Consider the following 22,813-nt stretch of genomic DNA (forward strand, 5'->3'; position numbering starts at 1 on the left):
TGATGACCCGCAAGCAACGCCGGCTGATCTTGATCGGCAGTGCGCTCGGCGTCCTCTTCGTTGCCGCCGGTCTCACCATGTTCGCTCTGCGCGACAATATTGTTTTCTTCTATTCGCCGGCCGAGATCGCCTCCAAGGCGCCGCCCCCTGGCACGCGCATGCGCCTGGGCGGTCTCATCAAGCAAGGCTCGATCGTACGCGGCGAAAACCGCTCCGTCACTTTTGTCGTCGCCGATGCGGAGCGCGAGGTCAGCGTGTCTTACACGGGGCTGCTGCCGGACCTTTTCCGCGAAGGGCAGGGCGTCGTCGCCGAAGGCGTGCTGGTCAGCCCGACGAGTTTCCGTGCCGACTCCGTGCTCGCCAAGCACGACGAGAACTATATGCCGCGCGAAGTGGCCGATGCGTTGAAGAAGCAGGGCCACTGGCAGCCGAACGAACCGAAGAAATGAGCGCGCCGCGATGATCGTCGAAACCGGACACTACGCTCTCGTTCTGGCCCTTGCTTTGGCGCTCGTGCAGGCGACCTTGCCGCTCTGGGGCAGCCGCAAGAACGATCCGGCTTTGATGGCCATGGCGCCGTCGGCGGCGATCATCCAATTCGTTCTCGTCGCCATCGCCTTCGGTGCGCTGACCTACGCCTATCTGACGTCGGACTTCTCGCTCGCCAATGTGGTGCAGAACTCTCATTCGCAGAAGCCGCTGATCTACAAGCTCTCCGGGGTGTGGGGTAATCACGAAGGCTCCATGCTGCTCTGGGTGCTGATCCTCGCCTTCTTCGGCGCGCTGGTCGCGGTGGGAGGGCGGCGCACGCCGCAGAATTTGCTTGCCACCACTTTGGCGGTGCAGGGCTGGATCAGCGGCGCTTTCCTGCTGTTCATTCTGCTGACGTCGAATCCGTTCGCCCGCGTGCTGCCGCCGCCAGCCGAGGGTAACGACCTCAATCCGATCTTGCAGGATCCTGGTCTCGCCATTCACCCGCCGCTGCTCTATCTCGGCTATGTCGGCTTCTCGATCACCTTCTCCTTCGCCGCCGCAGCGCTCATCAACGGCCGCATCGATGCGCAATGGGCCCGCTACGTGCGGCCATGGACGTTGATCGCCTGGATATTCCTGACGCTTGGCATCGCCATGGGCTCCTACTGGGCCTATTACACCTTGGGCTGGGGCGGTTTCTGGTTCTGGGACCCGGTCGAAAACGCTTCGCTCATGCCATGGCTTGCCGGCACGGCGCTGCTGCATTCGGCGACCGTGATGGAAAAGCGCGATGCGCTGAAGATCTGGACGATCTTCCTCGCCATCCTCGCCTTCTCGTTGTCTCTGCTCGGCACTTTCCTGGTGCGCTCCGGCGTGCTGACATCGGTGCATGCCTTCGCCACCGATCCTCAGCGCGGCGTCTTCATCCTTGCCATTCTCGTCTTCTTCATCGGTGGATCGCTGGCCTTGTTCGCCCTGCGCGGACCTTTGCTGAAAGCGGGCGGTATTTTCGCGCCGGTGTCGCGCGAGGGCGCCCTGGTGCTCAACAATCTCCTGCTGACGACGAGCTGCGCTACGGTCTTCGTTGGTACGCTCTATCCGCTCGCGCTCGAAGCGCTCACCGGCGACAAGATTTCCGTCGGGCCGCCTTTCTTCAACTACACGTTCGTGCCGCTGTTCGTGCCGATCTTCCTCGCCATGCCGCTGGGTCAGGTGCTGGCCTGGAAGCGCGGCGACCTGCTGGGTGCCGCCCAACGTCTCGTCGTCGCCTTGATTGTCGCGATCTGCGGCGGTTTGATCCTGGCCGCCATGCAGGGCGAGCCGGTGATCTCGGCCGTCTTCGCCGGGCTTAGCCTGTTCGTCATCGTTGGCGCCTTCGTCGAAATCTGGGGCCGCATCTCCGGCGGTGGATTGTCGCCGTCGGTGATGTTCGCGCGCGCCACCGGCCTGCCCTGGTCGGCCTGGGGCACAGCCATCGCTCACGCTGGCGTCGGCGTGTCGTTGCTGGGTCTTGCCGCGACGGGATGGGGTGTCGAGAAAATTCTCGCCATGCGCCCTGGCGACCATGTCACGGTCGGCCCCTACGAGCTGACCCTCGACAAGGTCGAGCCGCGCCCAGGTCCGAACTATGATGAAACCGTCGCCCATATGACGATCCGCAGCGGCGGCAACGCGATCAGCACGATCGAGCCGTCGCGTAAATTCTATCGCGCGCGGCAAATGACCACGACCGATGCCGGTCTGCGCACTTTCTCGCTCGGCCAGATCTATGCGGTGGTCACCGAACAGAACAGCAACGGCGAGATCGACGTGCGTCTCTATTGGAAACCCTATGTGGCGCTGATCTGGATCGGCGCCATCATCATGGCTCTTGGCGGCGCCATCTCGCTCGCCGATCGTCGCTTGCGTGTCGGCGTCGCACGCCGCGCGCGTCAGGCGGCGATGCAGCCGGCGGAATAGATCATGCGCGCCGCGAACCTGCTTCGCTATCTTCTTCTCGCCGTCAGCCTGTTCGTGGCTTCCACGGCTTATGCGGTCGAGCCTTCAGAAATGCTCGCCGATCAGAAGCTGGAGGCGCGGGCACGCGTGATTTCGGCGGGCCTGCGCTGCCTTGTCTGTCAGAACCAGTCGATTGATGATTCCAACGCGCCGCTCGCCAAGGATCTGCGCGTCATCGTGCGCGAACGGCTTGTCGCCGGCGATAGCGACGATGCGGTGCGTGATTATCTGGTCGCGCGCTATGGCGAATTCATTCTCTTGAAGCCGCCGCTCAACACCGGGACGATTCTGCTGTGGACCGCCACGCCGGCCATTCTGGCGGCGGCTTTGATTGTGGTCTTTCTGCGGCGCCGTCGTCCGGTGCGCGAATTGGCCGATGAGCTGACGCCGGAAGAGGCGCGAAAATTGGCTGAATTGCTGGAAAAGCGCGAAAAGTAGGCGCTTGTCGACGTTACAAAGAATTCATCTGCCGGAAATGGCGGTGAAAACTGTCGTCCCCCATCTTCTCCATCACCGCTGGCCCTCCACCAGCGCCCCTATTCAGGAGAAGCGTGAATGTCTGAGTCCCTCCTCAATCCGAAGCCGAACAAGACCGTGCGTGCGGCGCTCCTTGGTGCCGTGGCCGTGCTGGCTCTCGGTGGCGCTCTTGGCGCCGTCAATATCGCACCGCAAATCACCACCAGCGCCCATGCCGAGGCGCCGCTGGCCAATGCATCCATGCCGTCCTTCGCCGACACCATTCAGCGCGTCCGTGGCGCCGTCGTGTCGGTCAAGGTGAACATCGTTGAGTCCGCCAATGACGAAGCCGGTCCGGGCCAGGCCCCGCAGGGCATGCCGCGTCTGCAGCCGGGCGATCCGCTCGAACGTTTCTTCCGTCGCTTCGGCGAGGAAGGTCTGCCTTTCCAGATGCCGAACCAGCGTCAGCAGCAGCGTCGTGGCATCGCGCAGGGTTCGGGCTTTATCATCTCGGCTGACGGTTATGTCGTCACCAACAACCACGTGGTGAAAAACGCCCGTGGCGACGTGTCGTTGACGCTCGATGGTGGCAAGACCGTCACCGCCAAGGTGATCGGCACCGACGAGAAGACCGACTTGGCCCTGTTGAAGATCAACGAAGCCGGCTCTTATCCGTTCGTCGATTTCGCCGCCAATGCGCCGCGGGTCGGCGACTGGGTGGTGGCCATCGGCAATCCGTTCGGCCTCGGCGGCACGGTGACTGCGGGTATTGTCTCGGCCCGTGGCCGCGACATCGGCGCCGGCCCCTATGACGACTTCCTGCAGATCGATGCGCCGGTGAACCGTGGTAACTCCGGTGGTCCGACCTTCGACACCAACGGTCAGGTGGTCGGCGTCAACACGGCGATCTACTCGCCGTCGGGCGGCAGCGTCGGCATCGGCTTCGCCATCCCGTCGAGCACGGTGAAGGACGTCGTCGCGGCCCTGCGTGACAAGGGTGTCGTGGCCCGTGGCTATATCGGCGTGCAGATCCAGCCGGTGACGGCGGAGATCGCCGATTCGCTCGGCCTCAAGGACAACCATGGCGCGCTGATCGCCGAGACGCAGCCCAACACGCCGGCCGCCAAGGCGGGCCTGAAGTCGGGGGATGTCATCATCTCGGTCGATGGCCAGAATGTCGATGGTCCGCGCGACCTGTCGCGCCGGATCGCCGCTTATGGTCCCGAGCACAAGGTGAGTGTCGCCTATCTGCGCTCCGGCAAGGAGATGACCACCAACGTGGTTCTCGAAGCCCTGCCGGATCAGCAGCGCGCCGATGCCCGCCCGGGCCGCGACAATGGCCGCAGCGAGCAGCTCGACCAGAAGTTCGGTCTCTCGCTGGCGCCGGCCAGCGCCGTGCCGGGTGCCGGTAAGGAAGGTGTCGTGGTGGCCGATGTCGATCCCGATGGCGCCGGTGCCCGCATGGGCCTACGCTCGGGCGACGTGATCCTCGAAGCCGCCGGCCAGCCGGTCACCCGCCCGTCGGAAGTGTCGGCGGCTCTCGCGGCGGCGCGTAAGGACGGTCGCAAGGCGGTCCTGCTGCGCGTCAAGTCAGGCGACAACACTCGTTTCGTCGCGCTGGTCACCAACCCGGCGTCCTGATCCCCCTGGGGGATTGCTTCGACGGCAGGCCAAATGGCCTGCCGTTCGCCGTGAAAGTCCGCTATATGTCTCTCATGCGCATTCTTGTGATCGAGGACGACCGCGAAGCGGCGGGCTATCTGGTGAAATCCTTCCGCGAGGCTGGCCATCTGGCCGACCATGCGGCGGATGGCCTAGAAGGCTATGCCATGGCGCGCGAGGGCGCCTATGAAGTGCTGGTCGTCGACCGCATGTTGCCGAAGCTCGACGGTCTCTCCCTGATCGGTGGCTTGCGTGAACAGAAGGTCGAGACGCCGGTGCTGATTCTCTCGGCCCTCGGCCAGGTCGATGACCGGGTGAAGGGCCTGCGCGCTGGCGGCGACGACTATCTCGCCAAACCCTATGCCTTTTCCGAATTGCTCGCCCGCGTCGAAGTGCTGGCCCGTCGCCGCGCGGGTGCGGCCGGCGAGACCACCCAATTGCGCGTCGGCGGCCTCGAACTCGATCGGCTTGCCCACACGCTCACCCGCGACGGCAAGGACATTCCGCTGCAGCCGCGCGAATATCGCCTGCTCGAATATCTGATGCGCCACGCCGGCCAGGTGGTGACGCGCACCATGCTCCTCGAAAACGTCTGGGATTATCACTTCGATCCGCAGACCAATGTGATCGACGTGCATATTTCGCGCTTGCGCAGCAAGATCGACAAAGGCTTCGATCCGCCGCTCCTGCACACGATCCGCGGCGCGGGATATATGATCCGTGACGGCGCTCGCTAATCTATTCCGCACGACGGCGTTCAAGCTGTCGCTCGCCTATCTGCTGATTTTTTCGATCGGTGCCGGCGTCATCATCGGCTGGGTCGGCTGGAACGTGCGCCGCCTGCTCGACGAGCAGATCGCAGCGACCGTCGAAGCCGAAATCAACGGCCTGTCCGAACAATATGCCCGTGGCGGCATCCGCGTCATTGTCGATGTGATCGAGCGGCGCACGCGCCAGCCCGGTGCCTCGCTCTATCTCGTCACCAATTTCGCTGGCCAGGCTATCGCCGGCAATATCGCGCAATTGCCGTCGGGCGTGCTCGATCAGCCGGGCGTGCGTGAAACCACCTATGAGCGCCAGGGTGAACTGGGGGTCGAGCGCCGGGCGCTGGCCCGCATCTTCCTTCTGCCGGGCGGCTTCCGCCTGCTCGTCGGCCGCGACCTCGAAGATCGCGAAGCGCTGCGGCGCGTGTTCTCGCGGGCGCTGCTCACCTCGCTGTTCTGGCTGATCGTCATCGGCACGATCGGTGGCCTATTGGTCGCCCGTCGCGTTCTGCGTCGTGTCGATGGCATGAACGACAGCGTGCGCTCGATCATGAGTGGCGATCTGTCCCGCCGCCTGCCGCTGAGCCGCGCCAACGACGAACTCGAACGCCTCGCCATCAACCTCAATTCCATGCTCGATCGCATCGTCGAACTGATGAAGGGCCTGCGCGAGGTTTCCGACAATATCGCCCATGATCTGAAAACGCCGCTCACCCGGCTGCGCAATCGCGCCGAGGAAGCGCTGCGGATCGCGCAGACACCGGATGAATTCCGTGGTGCGCTGGAAAAGACCATCGAGGAATCCGATACGCTGATCCGTATCTTCAACGCGCTTTTGATGATCGCGCGGATGGAGGCGGGTAGCGAGATCGAGGGCAAGACCGATTTCGACGCCGGCGATGTGGCGCGCGATCTCGTCGAGCTTTACGAACCCGCCGCCGAAGATGCGCAGATGCGCATCGAGACCGACATTGGGTCCGGCTTGACCGTTCATGGCAGCCGCGAATTGATCGGCCAGGCGCTCGCCAATCTCATCGACAATGCCTTGAAATACGGCGCTTCGCCCAATGCCGATCACCCCTCGATCGTCCGTGTCAGCGCCGCCGCCGAAGGCGGCCAGGTGCTGCTGCGCGTTGGCGATCGTGGCCCCGGCATTGCCGCCTCCGAGCGCGAGCATGTGCTGGGGCGTTTCGTCCGGCTCGAAGGGTCAAGATCCCGGCCGGGATCTGGCCTTGGACTATCGCTTGCGGCGGCGGTCGCCCGTCTGCACAATGGCGAAATCAGAATCGAGGACAACGCGCCGGGATTGCTTGTGACGCTCGTCATACCAGCGGCCGCCGCCCCGCCTGTCCAGACGGACAAGACGCAAGCGGACAGGACGCAGGTGGATAAAACGAATGAGCGCAACGAAAAAACCACCGTCGAAACCGCGAGATAGCCGACGCCGCAAGCCCGCGGCCGAACAGATTCGGATCGATGACCGCGCTCTGGCACGGCGCCTTGTCACCGCACCGCTCGCCAAGGGTGAGACGGCCACACGCAAACTGGCCGATCTTGACGGTGATCTGTCCTTCGGCACCGACGCGGAAACCGCCGTCAAGATCCAGGCGCTGCTGCTCGGCGTGGCGGAGCATTCGCCCTATCTCTGGGGCCTTATCGCCAGCGACACTGATCGGCTGCGTGATCTTCTGACGAGCAATCCGGAAGACCGCTTCGCCGACTGCCTGGAGCGCATGCGGGTTGCCTGCGATCTGGCCAATGACGACGAGGTCGTTCTGCAAGCTTTACGCAAAGGCAAGCAGGAAGGCCATTTGCTGATCGCGCTCAGCGATCTCGGCGGCGTCTGGCAGGTCGATGCGGTGATGGCCGCCGTGTCGCGTCTTGCCGATACGGCGACGATCGCCGCCACGCGCCATGCCTTGCGGACGGCTCATCATGCCGGGCGGCTGAAGCTCGCCAATCCGGTGCAGCCGGATGAGGCCTGCGGTCTCGTGCTCCTGGCGCTCGGCAAGCACGGTGCCGGCGAATTGAACTATTCGAGCGACATCGATCTCGTCGCTTTTTTTGATCCGGAAACGCCGGCGCTCGACGATCCGTCCGAGAGCACACGCATTTATGTGCGCATCACCCAGCACATCGCCAAACTGCTGCAAGAGCATACGGGCGACGGCTACGCTTTTCGGGTCGATCTGCGCTTGCGGCCCGATCCCGGCTCGACACCCGTCGCCGTGTCGCTGCCGGCCGCCTTCTCCTATTACGAATTGCTCGGCCAGAATTGGGAGCGCGCCGCCTTCATCAAGGCGCGGCCTGTGGCCGGCGAAATCGCGCTGGGGCAGGCCTTTCTGAAGGACCTCACGCCCTTTATGTGGCGGCGTTATTTCGATTATGCCGCCATCGCCGACATTCATGCGATGAAACGGCAAATTCATGCGGTGCGTGGCTTCGCCGAGATCGCTGTCGCCGGCCACAACATCAAGGTGGGGCGCGGTGGCATCCGCGAAGTGGAATTCTTCGTTCAGACCCAGCAATTGATTTTCGGCGGCCGTCGCCCACAACTGCGCGGTCCGCGCACGCTCGATATGCTCAAGGAGCTCGCCACCGACGGCTGGATCACGCCAGATGCGGTGACGGAGCTGAGCGCCGCCTATCGTTTCCTGCGCGAAATCGAGCACCGGCTGCAAATGGTGGCCGATGAGCAGACCCAACGCCTACCGGCGGAAGCCACGGTGCTTGAAGGCTTCGCGCAATTCTGCGGTTATCGCGATGCGGCGGCTTTCGGCGACGCGCTGCTGGCGCAATTGGCCTGTGTCGAAAGCCACTATGCAAGGCTCTTCGAGGCCGAGCCGGAATTATCTTCCAGTGTCGGCAATCTGGTGTTCACCGGCGTCACCGACGATCCCGAAACCTTGGAAACCCTATCGAAGCTCGGCTTCGCCAATCCGGCCCTGGCGGCCGAGACCGTGCGTGGCTGGCACTTCGGCCGCCGCCCGGCCATGCAAAGCGCTCGCGCCCGCGAAGTGTTGACAGCGCTGGTGCCGGCTTTGCTCGAAGCCTTCGCTGGCAGCGGCGATCCCGATGCGGCATTGCTCGCCTTCGACAATGCGCTGATGCGCATGCCCGCCGCCGTCGAATTGTTCTCGATCCTCAAATCGAACGACAAGGTGCGTGAACTGTTCGCCGATATCCTTGGCGGCGCACCGCGCCTTGCGCAGGTGGTGTCTCTGCGCCCGCACGTGCTCGACGCCGCGATCGATCCGGCCCATAGCGCGACGCGGCCTGGCGAGAGCCGTTTCGAGGCCCGCGCACGGCGCATTCTCGAGACGGCGCGGGACAGCGAACAGTTCATGGACGACTGCCGCGATCTGGCGCAGGAAGAAATGTTCGTGATCGGCATTCGCTTTCTGGCCGGCACCATTTCGGCGGAGGAAGCGGGCAATTTCTACAGCGCATTGGCGGACGCGTTACTGCGGGCGGCGTTGCAGCATGTGGAGAGCGCCTTCGCCGCCGATCATGGTGTCGTGCCGGGTGCGCGTTGCGCCATCGTCGGCATGGGCAAGTTCGGCTCGCGCGAGATGACGGCGGCTTCCGATCTCGATCTCATTTTGATCTATGACTATGACGATGAAACGCCGGAGTCCGATGGCGCGCGGCCGCTGCATGCCGCGCAATATTACGCCCGCCTGACCAAGCGGCTCGTGGCCGTGCTGACCTCGGCAACCCGACGCGGCAAGCTCTACGACGTCGATCTCAGATTGCGTCCCTCGGGCGGCCAGGGGCCGGTGGCAACGCGCTTCACCAGCTTCGTCGACTATCAGCAGAACGAGGCGGAAACCTGGGAGCACATGGCCCTGGTGCGGGCACGTGTCATCGCCGGCGATTCCTCGCTCGCTGAGGCGATCACAGCGGCGCAAACGGCGATCATCCGGCAGCCGACCGAAGAAAAGATCTTGCGAACGGATATCGCGGCCATGCGCGGGCTCATCGCCCGCGAGAAGGGCGAGAGCGATCCGTGGGATTTGAAACTGGCGGCGGGCGGCATCATCGATGTCGAATTCATCGCCCAATATCTGGTGCTGGCCCATGCGCCCGAGCATCCCGAGATCATTGATGCCTCGACCATCGGCGTGCTGCGCAAGGCGACGGCGGCCGGCCTGTTGCCGCCGGGCGATGGCGAGCAATTGACCACCGCTTGCACGTTCTATCAGGCGGTGACGCAGATGATGCGGCTTGCCATCGAAGGTCCTTTCGATCCGACCAAAGTGGCCTCCAGCGTGCTGCGTCGCATCGCTTCGAGCGTCAACCTGCCGGACTTCGGCCGTGTCGAACTGATGCTGACTGAGACGCGCAGCGAAGTGCGCAAAATCTTCACGCGTTTGATCGGAGCGCCGGGCAAAGCCGCATCGGCCAAGAAATAGGAAATGGGAATAGGATCAGGCGCTTTCGGACTGCGCCGCCGGCGGCGCGGGGGCCCGGGTCACGCGCGCCATGGCCTTCAATGCATTCGGCGGCAGCGGCAGGCGGATGCGCACGATCGTGCCGACATTCTCGGTGGAGCGCAGGCGCATCGAGCCGCCATGCAGCTCCGCCAATGAGCGGGCGATGGCCAGCCCAAGGCCCGAGCCTTTGGAGCCGTTCTCCAGGGGCGCATTGATCTGTTCGAACGGGCGGCCGATTCGGACCAAGGCTTCCGCCGAAATGCCGCAGCCCGTGTCTTCCACATAGATGTTGATGGCACCGTCGATCATCCGGCAGCGCACGCCGACGCGTCCGCCCGAGGGGGTAAAGCGGATCGCATTGCGCAACAGCTTGCCGAGCACCCGTTCGATGGCATTGCGGTCGGCGCTGACGTGAACACCGGGGCAGGTCTCGCTCGTCAGCGTGACATTCTTGCGTTGCGCGTGATCGGCCACGCTTTCGACCGCCGCCGTGATGGCGAGAGCGATTTCGAATTCGGTCTTGCGCAGTTCCACATGGCCGGCTTCGAGCGCTGACATTTCCAGAACGTCGGCGATGATGCTCAGAAGATGCTGGCCGCTTTCGCGTATGTGGCAGGCGTAATCGAGATATTTCGACGAACCTAATGGCCCGAACGTCTCATGCTCCATCACCTGCGAGAAGCCGATGATGGCATTGAGCGGCGTTCGCAGCTCATGGCTCATATTGGCGAGGAATTCCGATTTGACGCGGCTGGCGAGCTCGGCTTCGGCCTTCTGTTCGAGATAGCGTTCCGCCATGTCGGCGAGCTGACGCGCCTGCACTTCCAGGGTCTGGCGTGACTTTCGAAGATCGGCGACGGTGGCCATCAGTCGGCGTTCGGAATCGAGCAGCTTCTCCTCGTGCTGTTTGTGCACGGTGATGTCGGAGCCAACCGAAACATAGCCGCCGTCCTTCGTCGCCCGTTCGTTGATCTGCAACCAGCGGCCGTCGGCGAGCTGCGCCTCATAAGAACGCGCACCGGGCGTGGCGCCCGGTTGCGATTGCGCGGCGACGATGGGAATTTCGGCTTGCGCCAGGATGTCCTCGACCGCTGTCCCCTCGCGCGTATAGTCGGGTGGCAGGCCGTAGAGTTTCATGAAGCGCGCGTTGCAGGCGACGAGGCGGTCATCCACGTCCCAGAGCACGAAGGATTCGGAGATCGATTCAATCGCGTCCTGCAAGCGCACACCGGCCGTGCGCGATTTCTCGGCGAGGCTGCGATGTTCGGTCATGTCGAGCGCGACGCCGATCAGATGCGGCGTCGCCTCCGGGGACTGGCGAACGATTTCGGCGCGCGCCCGCAGCCATAGCCAGCGGCCGTCGCTGTGACGGACGCGGAACGTCCGGTCGATGGTACGCGGTCGCGAGGTGAGCAGCACTTTCGCGATCTGGCTGAGGTTGAGGTCGGCGGGATGGATCAGGGCGGCCACGTCGCCGACGGAGAGGAAGCCGCCATCGGGCTGCAAGCCGATCAGCTCGTACATCGAGTCCGACCACATGATCCGCCCGCGCGACAAATCCCAATCCCACAGGCCGCAATGGCCGTGGTTGAGGGCCATGTCGAACTTGCGGCCGAGTTGTTCGCATTGAGCGGAGGCGCGGCGCGCGCGGTTCGCCTGCCAGAAATAGGCAAAGGCCAGCGCGCCGATGACGACGGCAGATAGAACGCCAAGCACGCCAGGCAAAAGAGCGGCGCGGCGCCAGTCGGCAACGGCTTCCGTCACGGGACGGATCACGAAGGCCTGGCCAGAAATACTTTTCAATGTGTAGGCGCCCGCGAAGACCTCGCGTCCATCGGCGAGATGGGTGCGCACGACGCCGGCGCGCTCGCCGAGGATCGACAACGGCTGCGCATCGCCCAACAGATCGCTCGTCGTGCCCTGAACCGTCGGCGTGGAGGCGATGATCTGCCCGGCCGCATTGCTGATCAAAACGATCGTGCCCTTGAGCGGTGCATGGGTGCGCAGCGCGCCGGCAAGCAGGTCCGTTACGTTGGATGGATTGGCGTCTGTATGGTCGAGGGAAAGAGCGACGACGGCGGCGGTGAGTTCGATGTCCGAAGTGGTGCTTTGAAAGGCTTGTCCGCGAATTTGAAGAAGAGAAAGAAAGCTGGCCGATAAAAGGATCAAACAGAAAAGGGCGGCTGCTGCGGGGGCGATTAGGCGGAGTGCGCTTTCCAGACCGCTTCGATCTGGTCCACCACTCGCTTTTGGAATCGCATGCGCTGCCGTTCTGGATGAATCCGCGTAAACGGATTCCTCCAGCACGCTTGCACGTGCCATGAATGGCCCCCTCGACTTGAAACTTTGTCCGCCGCCATGTGCCGCATCGCGTCGAATCAGGGCCAGTTGAATCCCGACGGGCTGATTTGTCCAGCCCTTTAACGATTCATTTACGAAATTTTTGCCGCACTCATAGTGTTCAGCCGTTTGAGCGAAAAGATCAAACGTCTCAAAGCCGTGTCAAAACAAGTTAAATCGCGTTTCAGTCGAAACGCGATCGGCTTATGCGAGTGATCGTGTGACGATGTCGCGAACGTCGGCGGACAGGTCGTTATGCGCCGCGATCCGCTTCAGCGCGGCCTCGGCCGCCGCGCGGCGCTTCGCCTCTAATCCCTTCCAGGAGCGGAAAGCGACGAGCAGGCGCGCCGCCACCTGGGCGTTGCGGCGATCGACATCCAGCACCACCTCGGCCAGGAAGTCATGGCCGGAGCCGTCGGCGGCGTTGAACTGGGTCGGATTGGCCATGGCGAAAGTGCCGACGACCGAACGCAGCCGGTTCGGATTGGTCATCGAGAAGGCCGGATGAGCCATCAGCCCGCGCACACGCGCCAAAGCTTCGCCGTCCGGGATCATCGCTTGCAAGGCGAACCATTTGTCGATGACGAGATGGTCGTTGGCGAAGCGCTGATAGAAAGCCGCCAGCGCCGCCTCGCGCTCGGCCGGGGCGTTGAGCGCCAGAATGCTCAGGCTGCCGAACATGTCCGTCATATTGTCGGCGGTTTCGAACTGGTGCTTGGCGCGGCGTGCGCCTTCGGCCGGATCGCCGGCGGCGATCAGATCGAGGGCCATCAGCCGCATGCTGCGGTTGGCGGAACCGGCCGCATCGGGCGTGAAGGGCGCGGGCACCGAGAGTGCGTCATGGATGGCCATGAGCGCTGGCAGGTTCATCTGCCCCAAAGTGCCGCGCATGTGCTGGCGGGCGGTGCGGATCGCATCGGGATCGACATCGCTGGCGATCTCGCGGGCTAGATCCAGTTCGCTCGGCAGATTGATGGCGAGCGCGGCAAAGGCCGGATCGGCCTTCCAGCCGTCGATGACGCGGCCGAGCGCCTGGCAGAAGCGGGTCGGGTCCGCCGGCGCACCGCCGCCTCGAATCGCCGCCACGGACGCCTGCATCAGCCGGGTGGCCGAAGTCTGCGCCGCCTGCCAGCGATTGAAACTGTCGCTGTCATGGGCGAGCAGGGTCAGCAAAGCGTCCTCGCTCCAGTCGAACTCGAGCCGCACCGGCGCGGAGAAGCCACGCAGAATGGAAGGCACTGGCTTCTGGGCGAGATTGCGGAAGACAAGCCGGCGTGCGCGTCCCGACAGTTCGAAGACGCCGCGCGCGATCTCCTCGGCGCTGGCGCCATTCGCCTCATTGGGGCCCGGCATATCGAGGGACGCCTCGCCATCAGGAGTGACGAGACCAATGGCAATGGGCAGGATCTGCGGCAGTTTGAGCTGCTGGCCCGGCGTCGGCGGGCAGGATTGTTCGAGCTCCAGTGTATAGGTCTGCGCGCTCTCGTCGTATTTTTCGCGCACGGTCAGAACCGGCGTGCCGGCCTGGCTGTACCAGCGCATGAACTGCGTCAGGTCGCGGCCGCTTGCCTCGGCGAAACAGGCGATGAATTCTTCGACGATCGCCGCCGTGCCGTCATAGCGCTCGAAATAAAGATCCATGCCGCGGCGGAACGCATCGGCGCCGATGAATTGCTTCAGCGTGCGAATGACCTCGGCGCCTTTCTCGTAGACGGTTGGCGTGTAGAAATTGTTGATCTCGTGATAAAGCTCCGGCCGCACGTTATGGGCCAGCGGGCCGGCATCTTCCGGAAACTGCGTGGCGCGCAGATTGCGTACGGCACCGATGCGCTGCACGGGACGCGAGCGCTGATCGGCGCTGAATTCGTGATCGCGGAAGACGGTGAGGCCTTCCTTCAGGCAGAGCTGGAACCAATCGCGGCAGGTGATGCGATTGCCGGTCCAGTTGTGGAAATATTCGTGCGCCACAACGGTCTCGATACCGGCATAATCCGTGTCGGTCGCCGTGTCCGGCGAGGCCAGGATATATTTGTCGTTGAAGACATTGAGCCCCTTGTTCTCCATCGCGCCCATGTTGAAGTCGGACACGGCGACGATGTTGAACACGTCGAGATCATATTCACGGCCGAATTGTTCTTCATCCCAGCGCATGGAACGTTTCAAACTGTCCATCGCATAGGCGGCGCGGTCGCGCTTGCCATGTTCCACATAGATGCCGAGCCCGACCTTGCGCCCGGACATGGTGGTGAAACTGTCGCTCAGCACATCGAGGTCACCGCCGACCATGGCGAAGAGATAGCAGGGTTTTGGGAACGGATCGTTCCACACCGCATAATGCCAGCCGTCCGCAAGATCGCCTGTCTCGACGAGATTGCCATTGCCGAGCAGGATAGGCGCGTCGCTGCGCTGCGCCTCGATCCGCGTCGAATAGACGGAGAGAACATCCGGCCGATCGAGGAAATAGGTGATGCGGCGAAAGCCTTCCGCTTCGCATTGCGTGCAATAGGCGGCCCCCGAGCGATACAAGCCCATGAGCTGCGTATTGGCGGTCGGATCGACCGTGGTTTCGATGTCGAGCGTGAAGGGCTGACGTGGCGGATCGAACAATTCGAGTTGATCGGGGCCGATGCGGAAGCTGTCTTGCGCGGGCGGCGTGCCGTCGATCCCTACCAGTTTGCCGTTGAGGCCGTCGCCATCGAGCAGAAGCGGAGCACCGGCCTTGCCCTTGGGATTGGGGCGCATGGTCAGCCGCGCCCGGACCAGCGTTTCATGCCGGTCGAGGCGGACGACGAGATCGACTTTGTCGATCAGGTAGTCAGGCACGCGGTAGTCGGCAAGGCGGACGGGGCGGGCGGTATCGGTACGCATGTGGACTCGCTCTGCAAGGGTTCAAAACATTTATGGGGTCTGAACCGCAGAATGCAAGTTGGGCCGATTCAGGGCACGCCCGAGGGAATGCCAAGAGCGCGGCAGACCGCATCGGTCAATGCGCCGACATAGCTTTTCATCGGCTTGTCGATACGGCCATAGAGCTTGAAAACAGCAGGTTGGATGACCATTCCCAGGGCCATGGCGGCCGCCGCATTGGCGTCATCGACGACAATGTCGCCCATTTTATAGGCCCGCTGCATGATCTGACGCAGGGTTTCGACCACATTGGCCTCATCGCTCACCCCGGCCAGATGATCGTGCTGTTTCAACAGAATGAAAGAGAACACAGCCGGCTGCTCATCGAACAACGTGCAGAAATGTTCGACGAGCTGGCGCACCGTCTGCCGGAACGGCTGTTGCCGCGCGCCGATCTCGGTGACGGCTTCGGCCAGCGCGCCATAGTGCAGCAGGAAGACCTCGCTGACGATTTCATCCTTGCTGCGGAAATGGCGATAGAGCGCGGCATCGACGATGCCGACGGCCAGCGCGATGTCGCGGATCGACGTGCCCTCGACACCTTTTTCGGCAAATAGGCTCAGCGCCTCGGTGAGGATGCGATTGCGGGTGACAGCGCCTTTGCGCAGGGGAGCGGAAGCCGTTGTCATCTCAGGCCGCTCCCGCATTGGCGGTGATATTCGCCTTCACCATCCGATCGAGTTCGACATAGTCGGTCTTGCCGGAGCCGAGCAGCGGCAAAGCCGGCACGATCAGGAGTTCGGAGGGAAACATCAGTTCGTTGGCGCCACGCGCTTTCATGAAGGTCTGGACCTCCGTACGAGAGGCGTCGGCTTTGGTCGTCACCATGACGAGGCGTTCACCTTTGCGCGTATCGGGCACGGCGACGACGCAGGGCGGATTCTCTGGCCACATCGGCGCGCACATCTGTTCGATGGCCGCCAGTGATACCATCTCGCCGGCAATCTTGGCGAAGCGCTTGGCGCGGCCCTTGATCGTCACGAAGGTCATCGGATCGACGGTGACGATATCGCCCGTGTCGTGCCAGCCTTCGTGCGGCGGCTCCAGCACGCCGGGCTTGTCGGCGCGATAGTAGCCCATCATGACGTTCGGACCTTTGACGTGCAGGCGGCCGCCCTCGGTGATGCCGGGCACCTGTTCGAGGCGATAGTCGATGCCCGGCAGCAGGCGGCCGACGGTACCGTTGCGGTTGAACATGGCGGTATTGACCGCCAGCACTGGCGCGGTTTCGGTGATGCCATAGCCTTCGAGAATGCGTAGGCCGAACTTCTCCATATAGACCTTGCGCGTCGTCTCCTTCACCGGCTCAGCGCCACCGACGAGATAGCGCAGCGAGCGGAAGTCGTAAGGATTGGCCGTGCGCGCATAACCGTTGAAGAACGTGTCGGTACCGAAGAGGACGGTGGCATTGCTGCCATAGACCAATTCGGGAATCTGCCGGTAGTGCAGGGGCGAGGGATAAAGATAGCACTTCATGCCCGACAGCATCGGCAGGAGCATGCCGCCGAGCAGGCCGAAGGAGTGGAACACCGGCAGCACGTTGAAGATCACGTCAGCGGGCGTGATGTCGAAGCGCGCATCGATCTGCGCGATATTGGCCATGAAATTGCGATGCGACAGCACGACACCTTTCGGCGCGCCTTCCGAGCCGGACGTGAAGAGCACCACGGCCGGATCGTTGGGTGAGCGCTGTTCCAGCGCCTTGCCTGCGGTGAACAGCGAGCGCAGCTTGTCGCCGGTGCCGACTGTCGTCGCGATATCCTCTAGGTGGATCACCTTGGTCGTTTTCGCCAGTTCGGCGGCAACCGCACCAAGATTGGCCTTTTCGAGGAAGGCGCGCGAGGTGAGGATGGAGCGCACGCCGGCGGCCTTGCAGGCGGCTTGAAGATTGGCGACGCCGGCCGTGTAGTTGAGCATGGCGGCGACGCGGCCGGCCGATTGCAGGGCGAAGAAAGTGACAGCCACCGCATTGGCATTGGGCAGCATCACGCCGACGCATTCCCCGTTTTGGGTCAGCGGCATCAGCTTGCGGCCCAGGATGTCGGTGCGGATCAGGACATTGCGGCCGTTGAGCTTGCCCGACAGCGGATCTTCCAGCATCACCTTCGACTTGCCGCTCTCGCGGATGGAGTCGACAAGGGCCTGCATCAAGGTCTTGTCGATGTCGGTGGTGCGGAAGATCAAATCCGACATCACGTCATAGAGGGCGGCGCCAGCGGCCTGGCGGCGTTTGCGGCCGCGCAGATCTTCCGGCAGCGTCAGCTTGCGTGGCTCGAGGAAGGTGACGCGCACCTTCGGGAACAGGCTACGGCGCACGAAGCCACGCGGCAGGCGGGTGAAGGGCGTGCGCTCCAACCCTTCCAGGCGCACGGGCACCACCATGGCGTCGGCCTTGTCGGCGATCATCGCTGCGCCGTCATAGATTTTCATCAAGGCGCCGGTGACGGTGAGGCGGCCTTCCGGGAAAATCACCAGCCGATGGCCAGCCTTCACCTCGTTGATCAGGCCGCGCGTCGACAAAGGCTTGGTCGGGTCCATCGGATAGCTGCGGGCGATGCCGAGGAATGGCTTCACCCACCAGGCCTTGGCGATCTGCCAGTCGATGGCGAAGACCGGCTTGTCATCGAGCAGCGACATCATCACTGGCGCGTCGAGGAAAGACAGGTGGTTGACGGCGATGACGCAACGGTCGCCGGCCTTGGCGACATTTTCCATGCCGCGGACTTCGATACGGAACACCAGTTTGAACAGCAGCCGCAGGACATCGCCGACGAAGGAGCCGGGCAGGCGGACGAAGAGATAGATCGCGGCGCCGACATTGAGCGCACCGAGCAGGATCAGCAAAGCCGGTTCGGTGATGCCGAACAGGCTTGTCTGCAAGATCGCGGTGAGAAGCGCGCCGCCGACCATGAACAAAGACGTGACGATATTGACGGCGGCGACCACGCGGGCGCGGCGATCAACGCCAGCCCAGGCCTGCACGGCGGCGAAGGCCGGCACGACGAAGAAACCGCCGGCGATGGCCACACCCGCCACGTCGATGGCGATGCGCAGGCCCATCGCGCTGGTCAGGAACGTCACCATGTCGATTTCGCTCGCCGCATGGGGCAGCGACAGGGTGGTCCAGCCGAGGTCGATCAGAAAAGCGGCCATGGCAAGCGCCGCTAATGGCACCGGCAGCAGGACGATGCGGCCATGGGCGACGATGGCGGCGCCGATCGAGCCGACGGCGATGCCGATGGCGAACAGCGCGTTGATGGTGGTCTCAACGTCGATGCCCCCGCCGATGCGATGTTTGATCAGCACCGGCACAAGCGACAGACACACGGCGCCCGTCATCCAGAACCAGCTCACCGCTAGGCCGCCGATCCAGATGCGGCGGTCGTCGCGCAATTCGCTGGCGAGCCGCCATGTGGAGCGCAGGATGTTGCGGTCGGCGCGCAGATTGGGCGCAGCAACTTCAGTCGGCGGAATGGCGCGGCTGGACAGCCAGCAGGCGAGCGCGACGATCATCAATTGTACGACGACGCCGGACGGATCGCGGCCGTGCGAGGCGGCATACCCGCCAACGATGATGCCAAGCAGGATGGCAACGAAGGTCGCGCCTTCGATCAGCGCATTGCCGGCCGGCAGCTCGTGGGTTTCCAGATGATCGGGCAGGATGCCGTATTTGATCGGCCCGAACAGAGCGGCGATGACGCCAAGGCCGAAGAGCGCCGCATAGAGCAGGGGCAGGGACGAGAACCAGAAGCCGGCGGCGGCGACCATCTGCACGAAGATCTCGGCGAACTTCAGCCGCCGGGCGATCAAAGCCTTGTTATGGGAATCGGCTATTTCGCCACCGAGCGCCGACAGGAAAATCGAGGGCAGAACGAAAATGCCGACCGCCAATGTCACAAGGGCGCCGGTTTCCTCGGCGCCCAGTTTGAACAGGATCAGCATCGCCAGCATGTTGCGGACGAAATTGTCGTTGAAGGCAGAGAAGAACTGACACCAGAACAGCGGCCAGAACCGGCGCGAGGTCAAAAGTTCCGCGAACATGCCCGCCTCCCAAAATTTCGGTCGCCCTGGGTTTCAAAAAGGCTCCCAAAAAGTAAGTGAATATTCACTCACATATTTTGAGACGCCTGTCAATGGGCCTGGGCAGGAGCGGGGAGGGGATCAGGCGCCGTAGGGTTCGGCATGGCCAACGATGCGGGCGACGTCCGTGAATTGGGTTTTGACCCGCCGGTCGAGCAGATCGACCGCTTGGTGCACATCCTCAATGCTCGCCTCCGCCGTGGCGCGGCAGTGGTAATTGACGATGAGACCGGCGGGCGTCTGGCGGGCACGCACGTCGTGGACGTCGGAAATCACCGTCGAGGCGCTCGCCGCCTCTTGGAGCGTGGCGGCGATGGCGGCGGTGCGTTCCGCGGGCGCGTTCTCGCCATGCAGTTCACGGGCTTCCATCGGCTCGATATGGGTGTCGACTTCGATCTCCGGTCCGAGTTCGTCGCGGATCGCCGCCTCAAGCTGCGAGGCGACGTCATGGGCGGCGCCCAAAGTCATGCGACCGTCGACTTCCAGGTCGAAGCCGATCGAGCGAATGCCGTCGACCTCCTGCAAGGTGACGTGATGCACCATCAGGCGCTTGCGCGCCGCCGTGATCATCACCCGCTCAAGCACGGTCTCGTCATTGAGCGCACGCGAATTGGCGATCACCACCAGAGCCGCTTCGGGCAGGGCGGCGGTGATGCGGTCGGTGATCTCCTGTTTGATCGTCATGATGCGTTCGACCGGCAGCGTACGCGCCACTGCCACGGCCACTTCGCCGATCAGCATCGCGCCGGATTGGCGGAGGCGGATATCTTCGACATCGGCGACGCCGGGCACACGCTCGACAATCGTGCGCACTTGGTCGGTCAGCCCGTCCGGCGCCTTGTCCATCAACGTGTCGATCGTCCGGCGGCCAAGCCGATAGCCGGCGATGAAGATGAAGAGAGAGACTCCGATGGCGGCGAAGGAATCGCCGCGCTGAAAACCATAACTCACCGCGATCAAGCCGATGCTGACGCAGATCGAGGCGACGAGGTCGCTGGAAAAATGCATGGCGTCGGCGGCCAATGCTTCGCTCTTCGTCTCGCGGGCGATTTTGGCGAGCGAGCGCCAGCGCACCGCATCCACCACGATCGACACGCCGAGCACGGCGAAGACGATCCAACTCACCTCGACGGGCGTGCTGGCATGGCCCATCAGCCGCTGGATGGCTTCATAGAGCACGCCGCAGGCGAGCACGATGAGCAGGCCGGTTTCGGCCAGCGCAGCCACCGCCTCCACCTTGCCATGGCCGTAGTGGTGTTCCGCATCGGCCGGGCGGTCGGCGGCGCGCACGGCAAAAAGGGTGAGGATGGTGGCGCCGGTGTCGATCAGCCCGTGCAGGGCCTCCGACAGCAGCGCCAGGGAGCCGGACAGCAGCCCGGCGACGAGTTTTCCCAGGGTCAGGAGGGCGCTGGCGGCGACGGAAGCCGCTGCCGCGCGCTGTTTGCGCGCCGCGGCGTCGTTGGTGGCTTCGGAGACGGTCATACTGGCGTCAGCACCCTATTTCTTCCATAGTACCCTCATACGCAACTTTGCGCCGGCCGGGAATTCTGCCGGCGGTCTTCTGGAGAATTGGATGCGCTATTTGCACACGATGGTTCGCGTTGCCGACGTCGACGCCTCGCTCGATTTTTACTGTAATAAGCTGGGGCTGGTCGAAGTGCGCCGGATCGAGAGCGAGCGCGGCCGCTTCACCCTCATCTTCCTGGCAGCGCCGCAGGATGCCGAGGCCGCCAAGGCCAATCAGGCGCCGCTCGTCGAACTTACCTATAATTGGGATCCGGAGGCCTATACCGGCGGGCGCAACTTCGGCCATCTCGCCTATCAGGTCGACGATATTTACGCCGTCTGCGACAAGCTGATGAAGGCCGGCGTGACGATCAATCGCCCGCCGCGTGACGGTCGGATGGCGTTCATCCGTTCGCCCGACAATATTTCGATCGAGCTTCTGCAGAGCGGGGCCGAACTGCCGCCGGCCGAGCCCTGGGCTTCCATGCCCAACACCGGCGTGTGGTAGTCGTCACCACACGTAAAAAAGAAAAGCCCCTCGCGACGGTGTCGCGAGGGGCATTTTTTAGAGTGGCTGCAATTTACCAGTAGCGGCGATAGACCCGCCGCCGATAGTAGCGCGGCCGATAATAATAGCGGGGCCGGTAGTAATAGCGCGGGCGCCGATAATAATAGTAACGCGGCCGGCGATAATAATAGAACTGCGCGTCCTGTGCGCCTTCAGCCGGCACATCGGCATCGGCAACGACTTCGGGAGCCTGTTCCGGCTTCACGTCGGGGCGCGGCGCGGCGGATGCCTCGTTGCCGGCGCCCAAAACGGGAACCAGAACGGCGGCGCCGCCAGCGGCGAAAAGCGCTCTCAGAAAATATCTGCGATCCATATCTATCTCCTTTTCGCGGTTTCCCGCCCATACATATGCTTCGCCGCACATGAATGTTCCCCTAGAGCGGCAAGAATGGCAACGAAATTTGTCAAAGATGTGCGCCAGCGCACATCGTCGAGCAAAGCGAGAGGCGGCTGAAGGTTAACACGACGGGTATTCGAGAGATCGTGGCCCGATGGAAATGGCTTTGCTTAAATTGCCACGCCCAATTGCCATGTCCGAGAATCGACGCCCCTGTCCGATTGTGCGAGAACGTCGTCAGGTCAATTCCAACAGGGGGAACCAGATGTCCGACCTTACGCTCGATCAAGCCCAGACCATCGTTCGCGACGCGCTCGCCCATGCCCGCAAGGGCAAGTTTAATGCGCTTGCCATTGTCGTGCTCGACGCACGCGGCGCGCTCAAGGCCAGCGCCTCGGAAGATGGGACGAGCCTGATGCGCTGGAAGGTCGCCTTCGGCAAGGCTTATGGGGCGGTGGCCTGGGGCGCCGGCAGCAAGCGCATCGAAAAGCTGGCGGCCGATCGCCCGCATTTCTTCGGCGGCGTCGCCCATCTCGCCGAGGGCGGTATCCTGCCGGTCGGCGGTGGCGTGCTGATCCGCGACAAGGACAATCGCATTCTCGGCGCGGTCGGTGTCTCCGGCGACACGTCCGACAACGATGAACTGGCCGCCGCGACCGGCATCGCCGCCGCCGGCCTCGTCGCTGACGGTGGCTGATCGCCGAAGCATTTTTGAAGCATTAAAAGAAATAGCGATCTAAAAAGAAATCCTGGCCAATCGCGTTTCTGTAGCAGCGCGATTGGCTTTGATGCACCGCAATAGCCGCGAAAAGACCTTATTCCACGCGTTTTGCGTCATGTTAACGTCAGCATTCGTCTCTAAACACCATGCTCAGACCAACGGATGCGGTGCTTTTGACTGGATCCGGCGGGGGCCGTGGGGGCCGAACGAGAAATGGAGAGGCACATGGAGATCGAAGAGATCGTCGCCACATGCTCGCTTCCCCCGGTCGCGTCAGCGGCCGTTCGCTCGATCGGAGGCGACTTCAGCAAACGTATGAACCTGCTGGCTGCGGCGGCGGGTATGTCGGACGGTGAATTCGTGGCCTCGATGGTGCGGAGCTTTGGGGAAACTTTTGACGATTGCGATCGTCGCGGCCTGAAACGGGCCATGAAACGGTCGCCGATGCCGGTCCTTGCCGGCCTGCGCTTGATCGTCGAGGCTGCTCTTGATGACGAAGGGGAAGCCTTTTGGCGTCGCGAGGAACGTGACGCCGGCAGGAACTGCGTCCGCTGAAGCGTCGAG

General features: G+C 63.2%; 16 protein-coding genes. 10 read left to right on the plus strand and 6 right to left on the minus strand.

Translation table 11 applies throughout. The features are described 5' to 3' along the window. Positions 1-2: 2 nt before the first annotated feature. From ccmE to OIM99_RS25860, 7 genes are all read left to right on the plus strand, one after another. Positions 3-449, plus strand: a complete 447-nt coding sequence (gene ccmE / locus OIM99_RS25830) for a cytochrome c maturation protein CcmE (protein WP_311853400.1) — start codon at positions 3-5, stop codon at positions 447-449. A gap of 10 nt (positions 450-459) precedes the next feature. Beyond that, positions 460-2,433 (plus strand): heme lyase CcmF/NrfE family subunit, encoded by a 1,974-nt coding sequence (locus OIM99_RS25835; protein ID WP_311853401.1) that lies wholly within the window; start codon positions 460-462, stop codon positions 2,431-2,433. 3 nt (positions 2,434-2,436) lie between these two features. After that, the gene (locus OIM99_RS25840; protein WP_311853402.1) at positions 2,437-2,910 is read left to right on the plus strand and encodes a cytochrome c-type biogenesis protein; all 474 of its coding nucleotides are present in this window, start codon (positions 2,437-2,439) and stop codon (positions 2,908-2,910) included. Positions 2,911-3,027: 117 nt separating this feature from the next. Next, positions 3,028-4,569, plus strand: coding sequence for a Do family serine endopeptidase (locus OIM99_RS25845; RefSeq protein WP_311853403.1), 1,542 nt, complete (start codon positions 3,028-3,030; stop codon positions 4,567-4,569). A gap of 74 nt (positions 4,570-4,643) precedes the next feature. Beyond that, positions 4,644-5,327: a response regulator transcription factor gene (locus OIM99_RS25850; RefSeq protein WP_090709087.1), complete on the plus strand. Its 684-nt coding sequence runs from the start codon at positions 4,644-4,646 to the stop codon at positions 5,325-5,327. Further along, the gene (locus OIM99_RS25855) at positions 5,311-6,792 is read left to right on the plus strand and encodes an ATP-binding protein (protein ID WP_311853404.1); all 1,482 of its coding nucleotides are present in this window, start codon (positions 5,311-5,313) and stop codon (positions 6,790-6,792) included. The genes OIM99_RS25850 and OIM99_RS25855 overlap by 17 nt, the downstream gene beginning before the upstream one ends. Beyond that, the gene (locus tag OIM99_RS25860; protein ID WP_311853405.1) at positions 6,752-9,769 is read left to right on the plus strand and encodes a bifunctional [glutamine synthetase] adenylyltransferase/[glutamine synthetase]-adenylyl-L-tyrosine phosphorylase; all 3,018 of its coding nucleotides are present in this window, start codon (positions 6,752-6,754) and stop codon (positions 9,767-9,769) included. The genes OIM99_RS25855 and OIM99_RS25860 overlap by 41 nt, the downstream gene beginning before the upstream one ends. 15 nt (positions 9,770-9,784) lie before the next feature. Here OIM99_RS25860 and OIM99_RS25865 read toward each other — a convergent pair whose 3' ends face one another. From OIM99_RS25865 to OIM99_RS25885, 5 genes are all read right to left on the minus strand, one after another. Next, complete coding sequence (locus tag OIM99_RS25865) at positions 9,785-11,959, minus strand: ATP-binding protein (RefSeq protein ID WP_311853406.1); 2,175 nt, start codon at positions 11,957-11,959, stop codon at positions 9,785-9,787. A gap of 375 nt (positions 11,960-12,334) precedes the next feature. Next, positions 12,335-14,998, minus strand: a complete 2,664-nt coding sequence (gene pepN / locus OIM99_RS25870; protein ID WP_311853407.1) for an aminopeptidase N — start codon at positions 14,996-14,998, stop codon at positions 12,335-12,337. A gap of 68 nt (positions 14,999-15,066) precedes the next feature. Beyond that, positions 15,067-15,666, minus strand: a complete 600-nt coding sequence (locus tag OIM99_RS25875; protein ID WP_311853408.1) for a TetR/AcrR family transcriptional regulator — start codon at positions 15,664-15,666, stop codon at positions 15,067-15,069. A 1-nt stretch (position 15,667) separates the two neighbouring features. After that, entirely contained in the window at positions 15,668-19,078 is a 3,411-nt protein-coding gene (locus tag OIM99_RS25880; protein ID WP_311853409.1) for an acyl-[ACP]--phospholipid O-acyltransferase, read from the minus strand. A 120-nt stretch (positions 19,079-19,198) separates the two neighbouring features. Continuing rightward, on the minus strand, positions 19,199-20,599 hold the full coding sequence (locus OIM99_RS25885; protein WP_311853410.1) for a cation diffusion facilitator family transporter: 1,401 nt from the start codon (positions 20,597-20,599) through the stop codon (positions 19,199-19,201). A 91-nt stretch (positions 20,600-20,690) separates the two neighbouring features. Here OIM99_RS25885 and OIM99_RS25890 point away from each other — a divergent pair, with 91 nt between their 5' ends. Then, positions 20,691-21,131, plus strand: coding sequence for a VOC family protein (locus OIM99_RS25890; RefSeq protein WP_311853411.1), 441 nt, complete (start codon positions 20,691-20,693; stop codon positions 21,129-21,131). A gap of 73 nt (positions 21,132-21,204) precedes the next feature. On the opposite strand, the gene OIM99_RS25895 is transcribed toward OIM99_RS25890, so the two are convergent. Beyond that, positions 21,205-21,504 carry a hypothetical protein gene (locus OIM99_RS25895; protein WP_311853412.1) on the minus strand — a complete coding sequence of 100 codons (300 nt, stop codon included), beginning with the start codon at positions 21,502-21,504 and terminating at the stop codon, positions 21,205-21,207. A 289-nt stretch (positions 21,505-21,793) separates the two neighbouring features. On the opposite strand from OIM99_RS25895, the gene OIM99_RS25900 reads away from it, so the two are divergent. After that, positions 21,794-22,225, plus strand: a complete 432-nt coding sequence (locus tag OIM99_RS25900) for a heme-binding protein (protein WP_311853413.1) — start codon at positions 21,794-21,796, stop codon at positions 22,223-22,225. Between the two features lie 249 nt (positions 22,226-22,474). Then, positions 22,475-22,804, plus strand: a complete 330-nt coding sequence (locus tag OIM99_RS25905; RefSeq protein WP_311853414.1) for a hypothetical protein — start codon at positions 22,475-22,477, stop codon at positions 22,802-22,804. The last annotated feature ends 9 nt before the right edge of the window (positions 22,805-22,813 follow it).

This window comes from Methylocella sp. CPCC 101449, assembly GCF_031921685.1.
GTDB lineage: Bacteria > Pseudomonadota > Alphaproteobacteria > Rhizobiales > Beijerinckiaceae > Terripilifer.